Genomic DNA, 21226 nt, shown 5'->3' with positions numbered 1-21226 from the left:
ATTGCGCATAAATCGTGCATAACACCCTTATGTGCGTTTCGCGGGAAGGAAGACCATGAAATTTATTGGAAAGCTGCTTATCTATCTTCTGGTAGCCCTGCTCATTGTAGTGCTCGCCTTTTATTTTCTGCTCCAGACCCGCTGGGGCGCATCGCAGGTCAGCAGCTGGATCACGGTGAATACCGATTACGAGCTCAACTTTGACCTGATGGATCACCGCTTTTCATCTCCTTCTCACATCCTTCTGGAAAACGTTACCTTCGGACGAGATGGCAAACCGGCCACGCTGGTCGCTAAAAAAGTGGATATTGGCTTAAGCAGCCGCCAGATCACCGACCCGCTGCATATGGATGCCATCACCCTGTTCGATGGCACGCTGAATTTATCGCCGCAGACGGCGCCGCTGCCGTTCCAGGCCGACCGTCTGCAACTGAATAACATGGCCTTTAACAGCCCGAATACGGAGTGGGATCTCAGTGCGCAAAAGGTGACCGGCGGCGTCAGCCCGTGGCAGCCCGAGGCGGGGAACGTACTGGGAAAAAATGCGCAAATCCAGATGAGCGCCGGGTCGCTCACGCTCAACGGCATACCGGCCAACAACGTGCTGATTCAGGGACAACTCAACGGCAAAGAGGTGGTGCTGAATACCATCGGTGCCGATATGGCGCGCGGCTCGCTGACGGGCTCGGCTCTGCGTAATGCCGACGGTGGCTGGGTTATCAACACCCTGCGTCTGAATGAGATCCGCCTGCAAAGCGACAAATCGCTGCTGGATTTCTTCGCCCCTCTCTCCACCCTGCCTTCGTTACAGATTGGGCGGCTGGAAGTGACCGATGCCCGTCTACAGGGGCCAGACTGGGCGGTAACCGACCTCGATCTCAGCCTGCGTAACCTCACCCTGAGTAAAGGGGACTGGCAAAGCCAGGAGGGACGGTTATCCATGAACGCCAGCGAATTTATTTACGGCTCGCTGCATCTGTTTGACCCTATCCTGAATGCGGAATTCTCCCCGCAGGGCATTGCGCTGCGTCAGTTCACCTCCCGCTGGGAAGGGGGCATGGTGCGTACCTCCGGCAACTGGCTGCGCGAGGGTCAGGCGCTGGTGCTGGACGACGTTGCCATTGCCGGGCTGGAATATACGCTTCCGGAAAACTGGAAAACGCTGTGGATGGACCCGCTCCCGGCATGGCTGAACAGCGTAACGCTGAAAAAATTCGGCCTGAGCCGCAACCTGGTGATCGACATCGATCCGGCGTTCCCGTGGCAGATCACCTCCCTCGACGGTTATGGCGCTAATCTGCGGCTGGCGCAGGATCACAAGTGGGGCGTGTGGGGCGGTAACGCAACCCTCAACGGGGCGGCAGCAACCTTTAACCGCGTCGACGTGCGTCGCCCGTCGCTGGCGCTGAATGCCAACGCCGCAACGGTAAATATTACCGATCTGAGCGCCTTTACCGAGAAAGGGATCCTGGAAGCGACCGCCACCGTGTCACAGCTGCCACAGCGACAAACCACCGTGAGCCTGAACGGGCGCGGTGTACCACTCAACGTTTTGCAGCAGTGGGGCTGGCCAGCGCTGCCGATTGCGGGCGACGGCAATATTCAGCTCACCGCCAGCGGAAGCGTGCAGGCCAATGCGCCGCTGAAGCCGACGGTGAATGGGAAGCTGAGCGCAGTGAATATGGATAAACGGCAGGTGCAACAGACGATGACCGGCGGGATGGTGTCTACGGTGGCTCCGGCACAGTAAAAAGCCGGGTGGCGGCTTCGCCTTACCCGGCCTACGAGGTTTTGGTTCCTTCTACCGTGGGTGAGGGCATCAGACCGCATAATTACCGTAGGCCCGGTAAGCGAAGCGCCACCGGGCATTTTTCCAGCTCAGAGGTGAACCACCACCTCATCCCCCTCGGCTTTCACCACCACACCCCATTCGCTGCCCGCATGTGAACCGCCTTTTACGCCGCCGACCTTCTGCACGTTGCGCAAGCACACCGACCAGTTTTGCGCATCTCCCGCGCCGGTAAAGGTCACGACGTCGCCCTGACGTGACGCCTTCAGCGCAAACACTACAGAACCGTCCGCCGCAGGCACTTCACTCACCGCCGTTGCGCCATCGCTCAGGTTAAAGAGCTGGAAGGCCGTCCCCTCGTGCCACGCATAGTCCGGCTTCTGGTTATTATTGCCGAGCGCCAGCAGTGTGTTGTCGCGCACATAGACCGGCAGGCTCTGGAAATCGTGCTGCTGCTTATGCCAGCGGCTACCCTCGATTTCATCGTTGTGCCACAGGTGCGTCCAGCGCCCTTCCGGCAGGTAGAACTGCACGTCACCCGCCTCGGAGAACACCGGCGCCACCATCATTGAATCCCCGAGCATGTACTGGCGGTCGAGGTAATCGCACGCCGGATCGTCCGGGAACTCCAGCATCATCGCCCGCAGCATCGGCGTGCCGAACTCGTGCGCCAGCGCCGCCTGACGATACAGGTACGGCATCAGCTGGCATTTCAGCTGGGTGAAGTGGCGCACTACGTCGCAGGACTCGTCATCGTACGCCCACGGCACGCGATAGGATTTGCTGCCGTGCAGGCGGCTGTGGCTGGAGAACAGCCCGAACGCGCACCAGCGTTTGTAGACGTGCGCCGGAGCGGTGTTTTCGAACCCGCCGATATCGTGGCTCCAGAACCCGAAGCCGGACAGCCCAATCGACAGCCCGCCGCGCAGGCTTTCGGCCATCGATTCGTAGTTGGCGTAGCAGTCGCCTCCCCAGTGTACCGGGAACTGTTGCGCACCCACGGACGCGGAGCGGGCAAACAGCACCGCCTCTTCTTCTCCCACCGTCTCTTTCAGCACGTTCCACACCAGCTCGTTATAAATGTAGGCGTAGTGGTTGTGCATCTTCTGCGGATCGGAACCGTCAAACCACTGGACGTCCGTCGGGATACGCTCGCCGAAGTCGGTCTTGAAGCAGTCGACGCCGATCTCCACCAGGCCTTTCAGCTTGTCGGCATACCACCGGCACGCGTCCGGGTTGGTGAAGTCGTAGATCGCCAGCCCCGGCTGCCATTTGTCCCACTGCCACAGGGAGCCGTCCGGGCGCTTGAGCAGGTAGCCCTTCTCTTTCAACTCCCGGAAGATCGGCGATTTCTGGCCGATGTACGGGTTGATCCACACGCAGACCTTCAGCCCTTTCTCTTTCAGGCGGCGGATCATGCCTTCCGGATCGGGGAAGGTCACCGGGTCCCACTCGAAGTCGCACCACTGGAAGGCCTTCATCCAGAAGCAGTCGAAGTGGAACACGTGCAGCGGCAGGTCGCGCTCGGCCATGCCGTCGATAAAGCTGTTCACCGTCGCTTCGTCATAGTTAGTGGTGAAGGAGGTGGTCAGCCACAGGCCGAACGACCACGCAGGCGGCAGCGCCGGACGCCCGGTGAACTGCGTATAGCGGTTCAGCACCTCTTTCGGCGTCGGGCCGTCGATCACAAAGTACTCGAGATACTCCCCTTCCACGCTGAACTGCACTTTGGAGACCTTCTCGGAGCCGACTTCAAACGAGACATTTTCCGGATGATTCACCAGCACGCCGTAGCCGCGGTTGGTCAGGTAGAACGGGATGTTTTTGTAGGACTGCTCGGTGCTGGTGCCCCCGTCGCGGTTCCAGGTTTCGACCGTCTGACCGTTGCGCACCAAGGCGGTGAAGCGCTCGCCCAGGCCGTAGACCGTTTCCCCCACGCCCAGATCCAGACGTTCAAACACATAGTTGCGATCGGTATTGCTGTCCTGCACGTAGCCGTTGTTTTTCAGCTGGCTGCCGGTAATGCGCTGGCCGTTGCGCAGGAAATCCAGCGCCCAGAACTCGCCTTTGGCGACGCGCACGCTGACGCTGCCGCTTTTCAGCTCGGCAAACTCGGCGTTGTTTTCAATCTCAACTTTTACATCCTTCAGAACGTTCAGCGGATAGTGCGGGCCGTTATTCAGCGCACCCTGGAAGTGTTCGATGCGCACCCCGACAATTCCTTCCTGCGGGGCAAACAGGCGCACCGTGAACATCAACGTGTCGAGCTGCCAGGTGCGTTCGCGCACGTCGCGCGGCGCCACATACACCACCAGGTCATTGCCCTGCTGCTCCACGTCGAACACCTGCACCGGATAGGTCACATTCAGGCCCGGTTGAATAAGCCAGTTTCCATCACTGATTTTCATGCTTTCGTCCTCTTAGTTCTGCAATTCTTTGCTGACCGGCAGGTTTTCAAACTCCTGCTGATTGCGGCGCGCGCCCTGCGCCAGCTCGCGCAGGATTTTGGTCAGGAAGGGGGTTTTCAGCGTGTAGTAGCGTTTGGCGATAATGGCGCTCAGCACGTAGCAGATCGCCGGTGCCAGGGTAAACAGGCCGATAATGATGCTGATGGTCGCGCTGTTCTGGGTTTTGGCTGCCGCGTCGTAGCCGCCGCCTGCCAGCATCCAGCCGATCATCGCCCCGCCCAGCGCCAGGCCGAGCTTCAGCACGAACAGCGTGCCCGCAAAGCTGATGCCGGTCAGACGTTTGCCGTTGGTCCATTCGCCGTAGTCGACGGTATCGGACATCATTACCCACTGAATCGGCGTCACCAGCTGGTGCAGCACGCCGATAACGAAGATGAAGCCGAACATCAGCACGGTGGCATGCATCGGCACGAAGAACATCGCCACGCTGACCACCGCCAGCGCGGCGTTGGTCCACCAGAAGATGCTGACCTTGCACTTCCAGTCGGTGAGCGGTTTCGCCAGCGCGGAGCCGATCAGGTTGCCGACGCAGTAGGTGGTGAGGAAAGCGACGAACACCTCCGGCGAGCCCATGATCCAGGTGCAGTAGTACATCATCGCGCCGCCGCGCACGCAGACGGCGAGAATGTTGAGGATGGTCAGCACGCCGACGATGCGCCACTGGTCGTTGTGCCAGATGTCGCGCAGGTCTTCCCGCATGGACGTGGTGCTCGGCGGCACCTGGATGCGCTCTTTGGTGGTAAAGAAGCAGAACGCCAGCATCAGGAACGCGACCACCGACAGCACGGCGATGCCGCCCTGGAAGCCGAACGCCTTATCGTCGCCACCAATCAGGTTCACCAGCGGCATCATCAGCACCGTGGAGAGCATGCCGCCCGCCGTCGCCAGCACGAAGCGCCAGGACTGAAGGGAGATACGCTGCGTCGGGTCGTTGGTGATCACGCCGCCCAGCGCGCAGTACGGGATGTTGACCACGGTATAGAGCAAGGTCAGCAGGGTGTAGGTAACGGCGGCGTAAACCATTTTACCGTTGAGGCTCAGGTCCGGCGTGGTATACGCCAGCACGCAGACGATGCCGAACGGTATCGCGCCGAATAAAATCCACGGACGGAACTTGCCCCAGCGGCTGCGGGTGCGGTCGGCAATCAGCCCCATGCACGGGTCGGAGATCGCATCCAGCGCGCGGGCCAGCAGGAACATGGTGCCGACAAACCCGGCGGGAATACCAAAAATATCGGTGTAGAAAAACATCATATAAAGCATGACGTTATCAAAAATGATATGGCTGGCGGCGTCTCCCATGCCGTAGCCAATCTTCTCTTTTACTGACAGTACTTCGCTCATATTTTTATCCTTCACGCTGTAGGGGGCGCTGAGACCGGTTACCGTTTTTTAAACCATTGTTTCAGGGGCGGGTATTGCGTTTTCTGGTTAAGAGATTACGTTTCTTGTTTTTTGTGATCGGGATAAAAGTTGATGAGCACGAAATGCTAACCTGAGGATTTTCTTAAGAATTAGCTGAAACAGGGGGGTTAAGGTCAAAAGAGAGGTGAAAAAAGTGGTGTGGGGTATGTGGTAAATGCCTGAAAGTAGCTATAATGCGCCCCGCCTCCATGTAGCAATGCAGGCGCGGAAGATCGTCATCTCCGGTGAGGTGGCTGGACTTCAAATCCAGTTGGGGGCGCCAGCGTTCCCGGGCAGGTTCGACTCCTGTGATCTTCCGCCAAAGTTTCTCCGCCACCATCCGAAAACGTCTAAAAAGCCTTTATTTTCAACACACATATTAAATCACTCATCCGGAACCGTCCGACAAGTTCTCCCTGAATCCATGAAAAAAATGTATAGTGATGTGTATAGATTTTTTATACATATTTTTGACTTATACACATGGCACTAACAGACATACAAATTAAACGAGCAAAGCCCCAAGACAAGCCATACACATTGAACGATGGGCAAGGCTTGTCATTGCTTATCAATCCCGACGGCTCGAAAGGCTGGCGCTTCCGCTTTCGTTTTGCCGGTAAAGCGCGGCTAATGTCATTTGGCAGCTACGACCTTGTGAGCCTCGCAGAAGCACGTGAGAAACGCGATATGGCCCGTAAGCAGGTCGCAAATGGCATTGATCCAGTTGAAGAACGTAAAGCCAAAAAGCTGGCACAGCAACTTTCAACAGAGAACTCATTCGAAGCCATATGTCGAGAATGGCACGCCAACAAAGCTGACCGTTGGACAGTGGCCTATCGCGAAGAAATCATTAAGACATTCGAGCAAGATGTGTTCCCGTTCATTGGTAAACGTCCTATCAGTGAAATCAAACCGTTAGAACTACTTGAAGTATTGCGACGAATAGAGAAGCGTGGAGCACTAGAGAAGACCAGAAAAGTGCGCCAACGATGCGGCGAGGTCTATCGCTATGCGATCATAACTGGCCGCGCTGAATACAATCCAGCACCTGATTTAGCTATCGCTCTGACCGTACCTAAGCAAAAGCACCATCCTTTTTTATCCGCTGAAGAGCTACCTTATTTTATTCGGGATCTTGAGGGGTATACCGGCAGCATCATCACTAAAAATGCGACTAAGATTGTCATGTTAACTGGTGTAAGAACGCAGGAAATGCGTTTTGCTACATGGGAAGAAGTGGATCTTGAAAAGGGCACATGGGAAATACCCGCAGAACGGATGAAAATGCGTAGGCCTCATATTGTCCCTTTATCTACTCAAGTGATTGACCTCTTTAAGCAACTCAAGCCTATCACTGGCCATTATCCATACATTTTTATTGGTAGGAATAATCGCAGCAAACCAATATCAAAAGAAAGCGTTTCGCAAGTGATTGAGTTACTTGGCTACAAAGGCCGTGCCACAGGTCACGGATTCAGACATACAATGTCCACTATCCTGCATGAACAGGGATTTGATAGTACATGGATTGAAATGCAGTTAGCTCATGTAGATAGAAACACTATACGAGGCACCTACAATCATGCTCAATATTTAGAAAAAAGATTAAATATGTTGCAGTGGTATAGTGACCAACTTTATCCGAAATTAACTTTTGATTGGAATGATAAAAGGATCCCTTCATGAATAAAGATAAAATAGTTTCTGTTTTAATTCGTATTTTAGAAGAAAAACGTGATGGTCTTATTTTAATAAATGGAGAGTGGGGTGTAGGAAAGACATATTTTCTTCAAACTGAATTTAAAAAATACTATTCAAACAAGAATCATTTTTATTTATCCACACTTGGACTAAATAGCTTACAAGATTTCAAAGATAGGATGCTAAGCATAACGTATCTAAATAATCCTTCAGAGATAAGACAGCTTGGAGAATTAACCTCAAGTGCTGCATCCGTACTTACACAAGAGGAAAGAACAGGGAAATTAACAGAGCAAATTATATCAACCTTTTCAGGTGCGATGAGAGATTATGTCCTCAAGGATCTTTCAGGTGTTTTTATTATTGATGATTTAGAAAGAATCCCCCAACCACTGAGAGATGAGATAGCAACTTTTTGCTTGCAAAGTTATCAAAATGACAACCAATTAGACTTTATTCTTGTGGGGAATTTTTCAAAGCAAAGTGATGAGTTGTTAGGTCATAAAGAGAAAGTTGTTAGCGATGAAATATATTTTTCCATTAACAACATTGCTGAAATATTAGAGAAAAAGTTAGAGCCATTAGAAGAGAAACATAGAGAATTAATCTCTCAGGTTATTATTGGATTTGAAGAAAAAAACCTAAGAATAATAAATAGAGTAATCTCAAAATTGTTACCCCTGTTTGAAGAACAAGATTCTGGAAAAAAAATACCTGATATAGACATAAAAAACCTAGTCAGCTCGCTCTGTGCTCACATAATACTAAAAGAGAAGTTTTCATATCAAGAAAATGATTTCCATGATAACTATATTACATCTTCTCTTAAGACACTAACGACCTCCTCTGAGGAGGATCCGGATAAAATAAGCAAAGAAGAGAGCAATCTTTTGAATATCACTGCTTATAGAACATACAATGACTTAATGGTTCCATATTGTTTTAATGTGATATCCCAAAAAGACATCATCCCATTTGTTTTCAACTTCCAAGAACCGTTAAAGAAAAGTGACTACGCTACATTAGCTCAACCTGAATGGTATAATATATCTGAAAGTGACTATGTAGATGAAATTAAGAAAGTAATATTTAAGACCACATCTCCCACACTGCATGCGTGGTTAATAGCAACTAACAATTATCTTAGACTTTCAAAATCAAACTACATACCCCGCATAAAAGGATTAACAAATAAAGTTATCGAAGAGAACAAAAAAAGCTTCAGCGATGATGAAATAAAAACATACTTTCTTGAAACGGCCCCAAATATTGATGATATCCCATTACACATCTTGAGAAGAGATGGCAATGAATTACACAATTACTTCCTCAATAAATATAGCGAGATAATCAAGAAAGATAAAATAGATAAACTGAAAGAAAAAATGAATAGCGCTGGATGGTGTGCAATTGACATGGATATTTACCAATCAAAATTCAAATTCAATCTACTTGAAACTCTGGATGTAGAGCTCATCATAAATGGCATAAAAAACACTTGGTCTATTCACGATATTCAGATGTTCTCAAACCACTTGTCCTCTCTCTATAACTTTTCTAACCTTGCAGACTATCTTTCTGCTGAACTGCCTCATCTTAAGAAATTACATTCATCCATAAATGCTCATCACAAAAAAATCACGAGTTCATTTCGACGTGGTGCAATAATTGAACTAACCGACTGCGTTAAACGCATAAAAGAATCATTAGAACAAAGCATCTCTTTCAAAAATAGTCAACCGCAGTAATTAATTCATACGACGTCAATGACGCGTTTAACCCCTCTGGTTTGAGTATCTTTCTTCAAGCCAGAGAGAAATTAAATAACCCTACCTTAGCGCGCAATGCTCTCCCCGCCCCGCCTGCCCGCTTAAGGGGGCGCTTTTAATGCAGGTGCATGACCAACCTCAGGGCGCGCCAGTGCTGGCGCTGGCGGGGGATTCAGTGTCGGTAAAGCGCATGCAAAACCATGCACCTTATGCATGCATGGCTTTTATACGTAAAAATGGCGGGATTTTCGGGGATTTTTAAGCGGGCTACTGCACGGCCAGTTCTGCACGGCGGCCGGTGTAATTCAGGTTCTGTGCGGGCGTGAATTTTTCACGATTATCATCGCGCGAAGCCGCGTCAGGCCTGAATCCGATGGTCGTTAAAATGTCATTATCCTGCGCCGAATAATTGATTTTTTCACCGGCTGACAGCCAGAGCTGTAGCGCCTCGCGCAGATAATCGAGTGAGTGCTGCATGGCGCAGCGCTGAACGGCGGAGTGTTGCCCGGAATAATTCATCAGTTCAGGGGCAAGAGCGGCGGCCAGCTCCGCGCCGTGCACCTGCATAAAATCATTTAAACGGTCGCGGATACTGATGCGCTGCACCTCCTCATGCGAACGGATATAGCGACCGGCAGCCTGATTGATTTCCCATTTTTTCACGTCGATAATCTCGCGCAGCGTTTGCAGGCTCCGGCCGCTGTGGCCGTTACCGGCAAGCTGTTCGCGGTATGCCTGTTCGGCCTGCTTCAGTTCATCCCGGCGTTGCAGCCATGCGGATTTGTTTGCCTGACAGGCCTCAAAGGCTTTCTGTAGCGTCAGTGTGGACACGTATGTTTCTCCTGATGTCTGGCCGTGCTCACGCACCGGCACGGTTAATGGTGGGCTCCGGTGCGGGTACAGGGATAACCGGCTCTGTCACCGGTGAACGAATAACCCCGTCGATGGATTCAAGCGTACGGAACGTGGCCGAGCATTCGATGTTCATGCACTGGTGATAGCGCTGTTTGACGTTATCGGACAGATAGCGACTGGTGCGGGAATGCGCGCTGGTTTTGCAGAACGGGCAGTGAAACATGCTTACCCCTCCGCTTCTGTCTCGCCATTTTCAGCCAGCTTTCTGGCAAGCATCATTCTCTTCGCAGGGCTGCGTAACAGCTCCGTATCAACGTCAGTAATCTGCGGTCGGTGCATGCCCGTCACGGACAACACCGGCTCCTGCGTCATATCGAAGTGATACAGGCTGCCCTGACGACTCAGCGCATCGCGCAGCTCGCCAGTGGCCACGGACTGCGGGGCGCTTTCTCCCTTCATTTCGAGGGCACGAATGCGCAGCAGGAAAGCGCGGGTAAGGGCGACAGGAACCGCATTGACAGCCTGAGCCCATTCCGCACCGGCGTAAGCGGTAAAGGCATCGTCATGCGCTGACAGGTATTTATTAGCGCTGGAGCAGGCATTCAGCATGGCGCGTGTCCGGTCGGCCTCCAGCTCCGCAATCAGGCCGGTGAACTCGTCGGCCAGCTCACGACTGGCGATACGCCTGCTGTGCTCAGCTTTCATTTCAGGGGTGAGACTGCCGCGCAGGGTGCGAAAGCGGCTGCGCCAGTCCTGCTCCGCCTCAGTACTCTCATCGAGGGCGGTCTGCCGCTCCTGCTTACAGCGTTCAATGGACGTATCAATCTCTTTCAGTACCTGCATGCTGGCCGCGTGGGTGTCTCTGGCCGCAGTGAATGCGCTCAGCTTGTCGGTGATGTGCGGGTTGTTCTCTGCGTACTGCTTGGCGGCAACATTTTGCAGGGCGGTAATGACTGTTTCGAGTTTCATGTTCAGGCTCTCCGTTTATTCAACCTGAAATGATTCTGCCCTTCATCACACAACATCTCGATTCATCGCAGTTGTGGCAGTTCTGGCACAAACAGCACTCAAAACCCGGCTGGCCAGAGAAAGGTCTCAGCAAAACCTTACTCATCGTTTGTTTTTTTACATATAACTGTTCACTACTGTTCACCTTAAATAAAAACATAAGTAATACAGTAAGATAAGGGGTGAACAGTTGAGGGCATGACTGTTCACCGTCTGTTCACCACTGTTCACCCATCTTCTGAACTCTCCTGGAGGTTTATATATTTTTTATTCATGAATAATGGTTTGTTAACCACTTTTGGTTGTATATGGGTGTGCCAGAATGTGCCAAAGGATACCCACGATATACCAGAACATTGTCAGAGATTGTCACTGTATAAAAAACAGTCTGCTGTGTGGTGTAACACTACAAAATGACTTGTTGCCCTTAGGGAAAATATTCACAAAATAGAGAGCTACCCGAAGCCGGACGGACACGCCCGGCACTGTATGGACAATATGAGGTAGCCCGATGCAAACCGCTTTTTCTTCCCCGCCTTCTGCCCCTGCCGCTCCAATGATGCCGGTTACTGATGCCGTTCAGGAGCGCTTTATCCGCCTGCCCGAAGTGATGCATCTGTGTGGCCTGTCCCGGTCGACCATTTATGACCTCATCAGCCGGGAAGCCTTCCCGAAACAAATCTCCCTCGGTGGAAAAAATGTGGCGTGGGCGCAGTCTGAAATCACCGCATGGATGGCAGATCGCATTGCCGAACGCAACCGGGACTATGACGCATGATGATGACCGTTCAGCAAACAACCCCTTTTTCTGGCTTGCTTCTTTTCGCCGTTTCCAGGTATAGTTTTCCCGCTGCCGCAAAATCGGCAGCCGGGCGTGAGAACCCGAGTTACTTCAAGGCGACACCAGACGCGCCATGCGTCTTTTTTTGTGTCTATGCCTATGTGCACCTGTTGTTTACGCATCGGTTCTTTAGTCGTTGCTGTATCCGCGTAATGGTGGCTCAGGCGGGGCAGCCTTCGGGCTGGCCGGTTCCCTTGAAGGCCGGTTTCTCACCCCCGTCTGGGCTACCACCCGAGCGTGAGAACTCCGGTGGTAGCGATAACCGCTACTTCAAGGAGGTTGCCCTTATGGCTACGACCCTCACCCTGTCACACCCGCAGTTTGTCTTTGTGTTTGCCGCCGTTCGTCGTGCAGACCGTAAACCCCGTATCTGTATGCTCCGCACTGTTGCCGGTGATGAGCACGCCGCACGTCTTTCCCTTGTTCGCGATTACGTCCTCTCATTCGCTGGCCGTCTGCCGGTTGCGGAGGTGCGCGCATGAGACACTCCACCATTACCACCCGTGACCTCGAATGCCTTGAGCACATGCGCAACGTCGGCCAGCTCATCAACGAGCTGATGCAGGTGCAGGACTGCGCGACCATTCGTCGTGACCCTGCTCAGCAGTCACAGCTCACCTCCGTGATTTACCTTATGACCGCCCAGATTGACGGCGTGGTAGAGCGCTGCAATCAGCGCTGGCTGACCGGGGAGGGCAACGTATGAAAAAGCCATTACCGCCCGTATTACGCGCCGCGCTGTATCGCCGCGCCGTGGCCTGTGCATGGCTGACGGTATGCGAACGCCAGCGCCGCTATCCGCACCTCACCCTCGACGCGCTGGAAAGCGTCATTGCCGTCGAGCTGGAGGGCTTTTACCTGCGCCAGCACGGCGAGGAAAAAGGCCGCCAGATTGCCTGTGCACTGCTGGAAGATTTAATGGAAGCCGGACCACTCAAAGCCGCGCCGTCGCTGTCCTTTCTCGGGCTGGCCGTGATGGATGAACTCTGCGCCCGTCACATGCAATCGCCTGTTATGCACTGAGGGAGAAAATAACGATGAAAATGAACGTAACAGAGACGGTAAAACAGGCGTGCGGCCACTGGCCGCGCATTCTCCCGGCGCTGGGTGTGAAGGTCATTAAAAACCGCCATCAGGCCTGTCCGGTGTGCGGCGGCTCTGACCGCTTCCGCTTTGACGATAAAGAGGGGCGCGGCACATGGTTCTGTAACCAGTGCGGTGCGGGTGACGGTCTTAAGCTGGTAGAGAAAGTGCTCGGTATGACCGCATCAGAGGCCGCCGGAAAGGTGGATGCCGTGACCGGCAACCTGCCACCGGTTGCCCCCGAAGTGATTGCGGCCGCAGAGGCTGAAACGGAGGCCGACCGCAAAGCGGCGGCCGCGCTGGCCGCCAGGCTCATGGAGAAAACCCGACCGGCCACCGGCAATGCCTACCTCACCCGCAAGGGTTTCCCCGCTCTGGAATGTCTGACGCTCACCGTCATGCATAAAACCGGCGGCGTGACGTTCCGCACCGATGATGTGGTTGTCCCGCTGTATGACGATACCGGCGCACTGGTTAACCTTCAGCTTATCAATGCTGACGGTCTCAAACGCACCCTGAAAGGCGGTCAGGTCAAAGGGGCATGTCATGTCATCGAAGGGAAAAAACAGGCCGGAAAACGCCTGTGGATTGCGGAGGGTTATGCGACCGCACTCACCGTGCATCACCTGACCGGCGAAACCGTCATGGTGGCGCTGTCGTCCGTGAACCTCCTTTCTCTGGCGAGCCTTGCCCGTCAGAAACACCCGGCCTGTCAGATTGTGCTCGCCGCCGACCGCGACCTGAGCGGCGACGGCCAGAACAAAGCCGCAGCGGCCGCAGACGCCTGTGAGGGCATTGTCGCCCTGCCGCCGGTGTTCGGTGACTGGAATGATGCGTTTGTGCAGAATGGCGGGGAGGCCACGCGGAAAGCCATTTATGACGCCATCCGGCCACCGGTACAAAGTCCGTTCGACACCATGAGCGAGGCGGAATTTACCGCCATGAGCGCCAGCGACAAGGCTCTGCGGGTGCATGAGCATTACGGCGAAGCGCTGGCAGTGGATGCGAACGGCCAGCTCCTGTCCCGTTATGAAGCAGGGATATGGAAAGTCGTTCAGCCGTCCAGTTTCGAACGCGACGTAGCCGGGCTTTTCCAGCGCCTGCGTGCCCCGTTCTCGTCGGGGAGAATCACCTCAGTGGTGGAGACGCTGAAGCTGATTATTCCTCAGCAGGCCGCACCGGCACGCCGTCTGATTGGTTTTCGCAACGGGGTACTCGATACACGGAGCGGCCTGTTCAGCCCGCACAGCAAATCGTACTGGCTGCGCACGCTCTGCGACGTGGATTTTACTCCGCCGGTCGAGGGGGAAACGCTGGAAACCCATGCCCCTAATTTCTGGCGCTGGCTCGACCGTGCTGCCGGTAGCAGACCAGAAAAACGCGACGTGATTCTGGCCGCGCTGTTTATGGTGCTGGCAAACCGCTACGACTGGCAGCTCTTTCTCGAAGTCACCGGTCCGGGTGGCAGCGGCAAAAGTATACTGGCCGAAATCGCGACCCTGCTCGCCGGAGAGGATAACGCCACGTCGGCCGACATCGACACGCTGGAAGACCCGCGCAAGCGTGCCTCCCTGATTGGCTTCTCGCTTATCCGTCTGCCTGACCAGGAAAAATGGAGCGGTGACGGCGCAGGACTCAAGGCCATCACCGGCGGCGATGCAGTTTCAGTTGACCCGAAATACCAGAATCCGTACTCAACGCATATTCCGGCTGTGATTCTGGCCGTGAATAACAACCCGATGCGCTTCACCGACCGCAGCGGCGGTGTGTCACGTCGCCGGGTGATTATTCACTTCCCGGAGCAGATTGCGCCGGAAGAGCGTGACCCGCAACTCAGGGATAAAATTGCGCGCGAGCTGGCCGTTATCGTGCGCCAGCTTATGCAGAAATTCAGCGACCCGATGGCAGCGCGCGCACTGCTCCAGTCGCAGCAGAACTCCGACGAGGCGCTCAGCATCAAGCGCGATGCTGACCCGACGTTTGATTTTTGCGGCTATCTGGAAATGCTGCCGCAGACCAACGGGATGTTTATGGGTAATGCCAGCATCGTCCCGCGCAATTACCGTAAATATCTCTATCACGCGTATCTGGCCTATATGGAGGCCAACGGGTACAGGAACGTGCTCAGCCTGAAAATGTTCGGGCTGGGGCTGCCCATGATGCTGAAAGAGTACGGCCTGAATTATGAGAAGCGGCACACGAAACAGGGGATACAGACTAACCTTTCACTGAAAGAGGAAAGCTACGGCGACTGGCTGCCGAAATGCGATGACCCCGCAGCGACATAACCCACTCCAGACCGGCAACAGCCGGTCTTTTTCTTTCCGGCCATTATCATAAGGTGAACACTCCACTGTTCACCCTTCACCGTATATTCACCCTGTATCACTATGAAATTATTGATAAAAAGGCAAAGGTGAACAGTGTGAACAGTAAAACCGGAAAAAACTTTTTATACCCCCTCATCACCATCGTATTGCGGTGATGGTCGCCGGAAACAGGCCAGAAACGCGCTGAGGTGAAGAGTTGACTGTTCACTCTTCACCAACTGATCACCATCTATCAGTATGATATTAAAAAGAAAAATAATGAGGTGAGCAGTGTGAACAGTTAAATGCAAAAAAACTTTTTTTGCGTATGATGTCGGTATGAGGCTTCACAAGAGAATTTGAATAATGGATAAGACTAGAGACTTTATTCTTGGAGGGCTTTCTCGCTTTGGCTTGGCTAATTTGCCCGGCAGACCTTACGATTCTGCTTTTGAATTAATAGCCTCCCCACCTATACGCAAACGCCTCATTGTGATGGGCTTCAATGGTTCGTCGGCTGATTCCCATATGACCAACAGCCAGTCTATTATTCAGGATCATTCAAAGCCTCTTGTCTCGAATGTCCATTTAGGGACGCAAGGGGAATGGGGAATTACTCACCTAGCTAAGCGACTACAACAGCTACCTATCAGCCTCGGTTACAGATGGGAAGACGTAGTATTTACGAATGCTCTAATGATGTGCTCAACCAATGCTTCAGCACTCAAACAGGAGGCGAGTCGACACAAACTAACTGTCGAACAACTCGTAAAATACTCAACAAGATTTTTTGAGAATGTCACAATCCCTCTGTGTAAGCCTGAACTGATTATCGCTTATAGCAATAGCCTACAAACCCTTTCAGCAGCAAATATTTTGCTAAAACACTTCGGTGATCCAAGTACTCTCATCTATACGCAGCAGAAGGGTTATTACACAACTTTCGCTTTCTCAGCCGTACTAAATGATGTGAAAATCCCTGTAATATGTGTCCGTCATATGTCTAGATTTAAACCTTCAGAAGAGTTAATTGAATCAGCTCGAGAGATGATAAAGGGACTTTAGCTTTATCCGTCAGATTGAACCATACACTTGGAAAAATGTGTATAGCGATGTGTATAACCAAAATACAACCCTGAAACAAAATACAATAAAAACAGCATGTTATAGCTAAAAAAGGACTCCTGTGATCTTCCGCCAAAATTTATTCATAAGTATTAATAGATATAGCTAATTGCCTTAATCAATTCTGCTTTATCTTATCCCAAAGGAATGGTTTATGAATGAACTCCCAGATCATAATGAAATGTTACTTTCAGCCCAACGAAATTTATCCTTTCTCCTTAAAACTTTTTATTTACATTTTTCACAAGATTGGGAAATAACTAAAACACCAGCAATAGAAGAAACTGATGAACAGCGAATAAAAAGATTATTATTTGATAAGGAAATATTTTTACAAACTGGATTAGTCATATTATTTAATTCTGCCGAAATTTATTTAAAATCCATAATTGCTGAGAAAAGTGTTTTTTTGTTATTAAAAGACATCAAAGATTCATATAAAAAACACTCCTTCTTCGATTGTTTAACAATTGATGCCGCAGATTTAAATAATGTAGCCTCAAGTATTTCAGGAGTTACATTCCCTCAAAGATTCAATGATACTTATGTCGCCTTACGTAAAGAACGTAACAAAGTAATACATCTGGGCAAAAGTAATAGCAAAGCTGTAATAAAAGACTTCCTTTCCGCATTTTTAACTCTACAAGAAGAAATCAATAAAGTTAGCCTGCTCAAACTTTCGGAGGGTTTATTCAGTCACGATGGGCTCGAAATTGAAGGGATTCTAGCCTCTGCACAAGGCTACTCTAATAATATCATTGATATTTATAAAACTTTCTTTCCACTTGACGAAATCTTGAAAGAGATTTATAAACTCGATAGTAAACCTAAAATGTGGATACAATGTAGTTCCTGTCATAGTACCTCTTCCACATTAGCAGTAATATCAAAAGCTAAAGCTGTTTGTCTCGCATGTGGGTATAAAAAAGGAGTTATGTAATGGAGAATCTAAAATTAATACCTTTTTCCAAAGTTAATTTTTCAGATCCGTTTTTCGATAGTCTGAAATCAGACTATGCAATAGGATTTGTTGAATGGTTCCAAAAAAAATGCTTAACACCTGAAAAAGATAAAGCATATGTTCTCTTCGATGAGAATGACAATATAGATGGCTTCATGTATCTGAAATTAGAAGATGGAGTTATTGATGATACTTCTCCTAATATCCCCGCAGGACATCATTTAAAAATCGGAACGTTTAAATTTAATACAAAAGGTACTTTACGCGGCCAGCGTTTTTTGAAGAAAATATTCGACCATGCATTAAAAGAAAAAGTAAATGATATTTATGTCACTATCTTCGATAAACATGATTACCTTATTAAATTATTCCTGAAGTACGGATTTGTAAAGTATGGGCTCAAACATTCCGAAAATGGAACAGAAAATGTTTTACTTCGGGAGATGAGTGCAGATCATCTAACAGGAGATTTACTTTCTGATTATCCTTATATAAATAACAGAAATAATGAAAACAAATATCTATTATCTATATACCCCACTTTTCATACACGTCTTTTCCCAGACTCAAAACTCGTAAATGAGGCACCAGATGTCATTGCAGATGTTTCTTATGCCAATAGTATTAGAAAAATATATATCTGTGCAATGAGTGATGTAGCAAAAATGAAGCCTCATGACATTATTATTATTTATCGCACATCTGATAATCAGGGCCCTGCGTATTACCGTTCGGTTGTCACTTCTTTATGTGTTGTCGAAAGTGTAAAAACAATCAGCTCATTTTTAAATGAAAAAGAATTTCTCAGTCATTGTTTAAAATATAGCGTATTTACTGAATCAGAATTGAAATCATTCTTTAAAACTAAAAAATACCCTTATATCATAACTTTCACTTATAATTTAGCTCTGCCAAAACGAGTAAATCGTGCTAAACTTATCGAAGAGGTAGGCCTGAATCCTAAGGACTACTGGGGTGTGATGAAGTTAACAGATAGACAATTCGAAATGATAGTTGAGTTAGGCGGAACAGATGAAAGTATTATTGTCAATTAAGCCAGAATTTGTGGAAAAAATTCTTGATGGGACAAAAAAGTTTGAGTTCCGTAAAGGTATTTTCAAAAACGACGATGTTAAATCTGTTGTAATATACGCAACTATGCCTGTTGGTATGATTATTGGTGAATTTGACATTAAAAACATTATCGAAGATGAACCATTAAAGTTATGGAACAAAACTAGACACCAAGCGGGCATAAGTAAAAGTTTTTTTGATTCATATTTTGATAACAGAAAGAAAGCTTTTGCTATTGAAATTGGTGACATTCGCGTATATGAAGCACCTATAAAATTGAGTTCTATGGGCATCAGTGCTCCTCAGTCCTATCGATACCTAAATTAATCTAATTTTTTGGCTCAATACCGATTTTTTTTAATTCTTTTCGTCCTAAGGTCTTGAGCCAATTACCCAAACTCATCCCTTCAGCCTTCGCCGCAGCCTCAAACTGCGCCTTCAACTCCGGCGTAATACGAATCTGAAAAGTTGGTGCTTTTCCGGATTTTGACTGATTAGGGTCGCGTTTAGCTGTTGACATGTACGTACCTACAAGAGCAAGATATCTTTAATGAGGTACGTACCTTAACATACGAAAACCTCAAATTGAAACGCCCTCGCCAGGTACTCGCAATACCGGACGAGAGCTAACCTCACCAACTATCAAGGAGTTGATTATGGCTGATTCTCATTCTACCCCAGACACCGACCAATCCGGAACCGAGCGTTCGTTAATTGTGGGATACCGCCCGAATGTTTACGACAAATCCACGCCGAAAATCATCCTTTCCGGTAAGTGGTTGCGCGCAGCGGGGTTTGATACCGGACAGCAGGTCACGGTAAAGGTCATGAAAGGATGCATCGTTCTGGTGGCGTATAACGAGCAGGAGCAGCGTTTGCAAGATGATTATAAACGGACGAAAGCAAAGCTTATTGAGATAGAGGACGCGCTTGCAGCGATCCAAATTCCGCATGCTGGAAAGCGACTCGCAAAATCAAATACAAACCACCTGGCTTAGCGGCTGTTTCTGGCATACTACGAGCTTACAGGCATCAACCTTATGAAGCGGAGGCAGCATGACATATGAGGAATTAATAAATTCTCCAGCCGGTGAGTTCGTCATGTTTGCCAGCAAGGATGGAAAAGTTCGCATTGAATGCCGCTTCGAAAGCGATACGTTGTGGCTCTCACAGGCCACGATCTGTGAGTTATACGGCAAAGCCAAAGCTACGATCAGCGGGCATATCAAGAATATTTTTGATGAGGGTGAACTGGTCGAAAATTCAGTTGTTCGGTTTTACCGAACAACTGCCAGCGATGGTAAAGTATATAACGTTCAATACTTTAGCCTGCCCGTCATTCTCGCCATCGGCTATCGCGTCCGATCCACGCGAGGTACGCAGTTCCGCCAGTGGGCCACCCAAACGCTCCAGGAATACCTGGTTAAAGGCTTCGTTATGGACGACGAGCGCCTGAAAAATCCGCCTGTGGGATCTTCCGCCGTCCCTGACTATTTCGATGAAATGCTGGAACGCATTCGCGATATACGTGCCAGCGAACGCCGGGTCTATCTTCGCGTGAGGGAGATTTTCGCATTAGCTGCTGACTATCAGCCGTCGCTCAAAGAAACCACGCAATTCTTTCAGACCATCCAGAATAAACTGCATTTTGCCTGCACTGGGCACACCGCTGCTGAGTTGATTCACCAACGTGCGGACGCCACTCAACCGCATATGGGGCTGACCAGCTATAAATGCGAAGAAGTCCGTAAAAGCGATGTCACCACCGCAAAAAATTATCTGTCTCAGGATGAGGTGAGCGAGCTTAATCGCGTCGTTAATATGTGGCTCGATTTTGCCGAAGATCAGGCCAAACGCCGCAAGCAGGTATTTTTACGAGACTGGCAAACCAAGCTCGATCAGTTTCTGCAATTTAATGACCGGGACGTTTTAGAAGGAGCAGGCAAAATCAGCAAGAAAACGGCTGATGAAAAGGCGTGCTCAGAATACCTCGAGTTTGAAAAAAAGCAGCGCCTGCTGAAAGAAGCCGAAGGTAAGAAAGATATCGCCAGCTTATTAAAATGGGATAAGCAGGCTAAGCGCTAATCCCGGCATAGGTTCATTATTCAATGCTATTCATCATTTCAATATTTGATGCTTTTTTTAGTGACTATTATTCTTGCGATGGAAGAATAGTCATAAATCAACCTTATAAATTTTTAAACGCCAATTGATACCATCCATATCTCGCAACTACAACTTTCTATTAAACCAACCGAAATTCTTTAACATTCCTGTTTTGAAATGAAAGTCGCAATTTAAATCCATTATGAAGAGTAGTTTCCCTCAGTCTATAAAAGGAGATTGAGATGGCTATACCTGTTTACTTATGGCTCGAGGATGATTCAGGCCGGAGGATTAATGGATCTGTCGATATAAAAGATCGCGAAGGTTCAATAGAAGTGATTGAATTTATGCATTCTATAGAACAACCTATAGATAAATTCTCCGGTAAAATCACTGCAAAACGCATTTGTAGTACCTATGCATTCATGAAAGAGATTGATTCATCATCCTCTTATCTATACAAAGCCTTATGCACTGGGCAAACACTTAAAAAAGCAGAGTTCATATTTTACAGAATCAACTATAACGGACTTGAAGAGGCTTACTTTAAGACAACTTTAGAAAATGCAAGAGTAGTTCAAATTGAACCACTCATGTTTGACATTAAACTACCGCGAAACGAACGCTATACACATTGTGAATATGTAGATCTAACATATGAAAAAATAACATGGCATTACATAGATGGAAACATCATTCATTCTGATACCTGGAAGGAACGCGCTTAAGG

The 21226-nt window shown here is 49.6% G+C and carries 21 protein-coding genes and 1 tRNA gene; 16 read left to right on the top strand and 6 right to left on the bottom strand.

Going from position 1 to position 21226, the window contains the following annotated elements; translation table 11 throughout:
* Positions 1–55: 55 nt before the first annotated feature.
* Positions 56–1750 (top strand): AsmA family protein, encoded by a 1695-nt coding sequence (locus tag ACQG0T_RS00620; protein ID WP_047056962.1) that lies wholly within the window; start codon positions 56–58, stop codon positions 1748–1750.
* Between the two features lie 128 nt (positions 1751–1878).
* Here the strand turns inward: ACQG0T_RS00620 and yicI are convergent, their stop codons facing one another.
* Together yicI and ACQG0T_RS00610 are read right to left on the bottom strand one after the other, a co-directional pair.
* On the bottom strand, positions 1879–4197 hold the full coding sequence (gene yicI, locus ACQG0T_RS00615; RefSeq protein WP_064489746.1) for an alpha-xylosidase: 2319 nt from the start codon (positions 4195–4197) through the stop codon (positions 1879–1881).
* Between the two features lie 12 nt (positions 4198–4209).
* Entirely contained in the window at positions 4210–5601 is a 1392-nt protein-coding gene (locus ACQG0T_RS00610; RefSeq protein ID WP_252051679.1) for a glycoside-pentoside-hexuronide family transporter, read from the bottom strand.
* A 287-nt stretch (positions 5602–5888) separates the two neighbouring features.
* Here ACQG0T_RS00610 and ACQG0T_RS00605 point away from each other — a divergent pair.
* The 3 genes from ACQG0T_RS00605 (at position 5889) to ACQG0T_RS00595 (ending at position 9113) form a co-directional block, all read left to right on the top strand.
* Positions 5889–5983, top strand: a tRNA-Sec gene (locus ACQG0T_RS00605).
* A gap of 161 nt (positions 5984–6144) precedes the next feature.
* Positions 6145–7350, top strand: a complete 1206-nt coding sequence (locus ACQG0T_RS00600) for a tyrosine-type recombinase/integrase (protein WP_058681603.1) — start codon at positions 6145–6147, stop codon at positions 7348–7350.
* Positions 7347–9113: an AAA family ATPase gene (locus ACQG0T_RS00595; RefSeq protein WP_187189593.1), complete on the top strand. Its 1767-nt coding sequence runs from the start codon at positions 7347–7349 to the stop codon at positions 9111–9113. Before ACQG0T_RS00600 ends, ACQG0T_RS00595 begins: the two co-directional genes overlap by 4 nt.
* A 288-nt stretch (positions 9114–9401) precedes the next feature.
* Here the strand turns inward: ACQG0T_RS00595 and ACQG0T_RS00590 are convergent, their stop codons facing one another.
* Genes ACQG0T_RS00590 through ACQG0T_RS00580 form a run of 3 tightly spaced genes read right to left on the bottom strand, consistent with a single transcriptional unit; the run spans position 9402 to position 10958 of the window.
* Positions 9402–9965 carry a phage polarity suppression protein gene (locus ACQG0T_RS00590; protein WP_086626609.1) on the bottom strand — a complete coding sequence of 188 codons (564 nt, stop codon included), beginning with the start codon at positions 9963–9965 and terminating at the stop codon, positions 9402–9404.
* Between the two features lie 28 nt (positions 9966–9993).
* Positions 9994–10212, bottom strand: coding sequence for an ogr/Delta-like zinc finger family protein (locus tag ACQG0T_RS00585; RefSeq protein WP_049126852.1), 219 nt, complete (start codon positions 10210–10212; stop codon positions 9994–9996).
* A gap of 2 nt (positions 10213–10214) precedes the next feature.
* A complete protein-coding gene (locus ACQG0T_RS00580; RefSeq protein WP_086626610.1) occupies positions 10215–10958 on the bottom strand; it encodes a capsid protein in 744 nt (247 codons plus the stop codon).
* A 550-nt stretch (positions 10959–11508) separates the two neighbouring features.
* On the opposite strand from ACQG0T_RS00580, the gene ACQG0T_RS00575 reads away from it, so the two are divergent.
* From ACQG0T_RS00575 to ACQG0T_RS00535, 9 genes are all read left to right on the top strand, one after another.
* Entirely contained in the window at positions 11509–11775 is a 267-nt protein-coding gene (locus ACQG0T_RS00575) for a helix-turn-helix transcriptional regulator (protein WP_063978766.1), read from the top strand.
* The gene (locus ACQG0T_RS00570) at positions 11772–12320 is read left to right on the top strand and encodes a host cell division inhibitor Icd-like protein (RefSeq protein ID WP_086626611.1); all 549 of its coding nucleotides are present in this window, start codon (positions 11772–11774) and stop codon (positions 12318–12320) included. The genes ACQG0T_RS00575 and ACQG0T_RS00570 overlap by 4 nt, the downstream gene beginning before the upstream one ends.
* On the top strand, positions 12317–12544 hold the full coding sequence (locus tag ACQG0T_RS00565) for a hypothetical protein (RefSeq protein WP_075606810.1): 228 nt from the start codon (positions 12317–12319) through the stop codon (positions 12542–12544). The genes ACQG0T_RS00570 and ACQG0T_RS00565 overlap by 4 nt, the downstream gene beginning before the upstream one ends.
* Positions 12541–12861: a DUF5375 domain-containing protein gene (locus ACQG0T_RS00560; protein ID WP_063978763.1), complete on the top strand. Its 321-nt coding sequence runs from the start codon at positions 12541–12543 to the stop codon at positions 12859–12861. The genes ACQG0T_RS00565 and ACQG0T_RS00560 overlap by 4 nt, the downstream gene beginning before the upstream one ends.
* 14 nt (positions 12862–12875) lie before the next feature.
* Entirely contained in the window at positions 12876–15209 is a 2334-nt protein-coding gene (locus tag ACQG0T_RS00555; RefSeq protein ID WP_086626612.1) for a primase-helicase zinc-binding domain-containing protein, read from the top strand.
* Positions 15210–15596: 387 nt separating this feature from the next.
* On the top strand, positions 15597–16295 hold the full coding sequence (locus ACQG0T_RS00550) for a hypothetical protein (protein WP_086626613.1): 699 nt from the start codon (positions 15597–15599) through the stop codon (positions 16293–16295).
* A gap of 214 nt (positions 16296–16509) precedes the next feature.
* Positions 16510–17295: a hypothetical protein gene (locus ACQG0T_RS00545; RefSeq protein WP_426723736.1), complete on the top strand. Its 786-nt coding sequence runs from the start codon at positions 16510–16512 to the stop codon at positions 17293–17295.
* Positions 17295–18371 (top strand): hypothetical protein, encoded by a 1077-nt coding sequence (locus tag ACQG0T_RS00540; protein ID WP_047062545.1) that lies wholly within the window; start codon positions 17295–17297, stop codon positions 18369–18371. Before ACQG0T_RS00545 ends, ACQG0T_RS00540 begins: the two co-directional genes overlap by 1 nt.
* Positions 18349–18717, top strand: coding sequence for an ASCH domain-containing protein (locus ACQG0T_RS00535; protein ID WP_047062544.1), 369 nt, complete (start codon positions 18349–18351; stop codon positions 18715–18717). Before ACQG0T_RS00540 ends, ACQG0T_RS00535 begins: the two co-directional genes overlap by 23 nt.
* A 1-nt stretch (position 18718) precedes the next feature.
* On the opposite strand, the gene ACQG0T_RS00530 is transcribed toward ACQG0T_RS00535, so the two are convergent.
* Positions 18719–18910 carry a toxin-antitoxin system HicB family antitoxin gene (locus ACQG0T_RS00530; RefSeq protein WP_047062543.1) on the bottom strand — a complete coding sequence of 64 codons (192 nt, stop codon included), beginning with the start codon at positions 18908–18910 and terminating at the stop codon, positions 18719–18721.
* A 136-nt stretch (positions 18911–19046) separates the two neighbouring features.
* On the opposite strand from ACQG0T_RS00530, the gene ACQG0T_RS00525 reads away from it, so the two are divergent.
* The 3 genes from ACQG0T_RS00525 to tssD all read left to right on the top strand — a co-directional run bounded on the left by ACQG0T_RS00525 (position 19047) and on the right by tssD (position 21224).
* Positions 19047–19388, top strand: coding sequence for a SymE family type I addiction module toxin (locus tag ACQG0T_RS00525; protein WP_006812446.1), 342 nt, complete (start codon positions 19047–19049; stop codon positions 19386–19388).
* Positions 19389–19446: 58 nt separating this feature from the next.
* Complete coding sequence (locus tag ACQG0T_RS00520; RefSeq protein WP_071992868.1) at positions 19447–20475, top strand: virulence RhuM family protein; 1029 nt, start codon at positions 19447–19449, stop codon at positions 20473–20475.
* Between the two features lie 263 nt (positions 20476–20738).
* The gene (tssD, locus tag ACQG0T_RS00515) at positions 20739–21224 is read left to right on the top strand and encodes a type VI secretion system tube protein TssD (protein WP_017383637.1); all 486 of its coding nucleotides are present in this window, start codon (positions 20739–20741) and stop codon (positions 21222–21224) included.
* Positions 21225–21226 lie beyond the last annotated feature (2 nt).

The organism is Enterobacter cloacae complex sp. 302F9 (assembly GCF_050030335.1).
GTDB lineage: Bacteria > Pseudomonadota > Gammaproteobacteria > Enterobacterales > Enterobacteriaceae > Enterobacter > Enterobacter hormaechei_C.
Note: the sequence above shows the minus strand (reverse complement) of the source record. Positions and strands in the feature narration are given on the sequence as shown.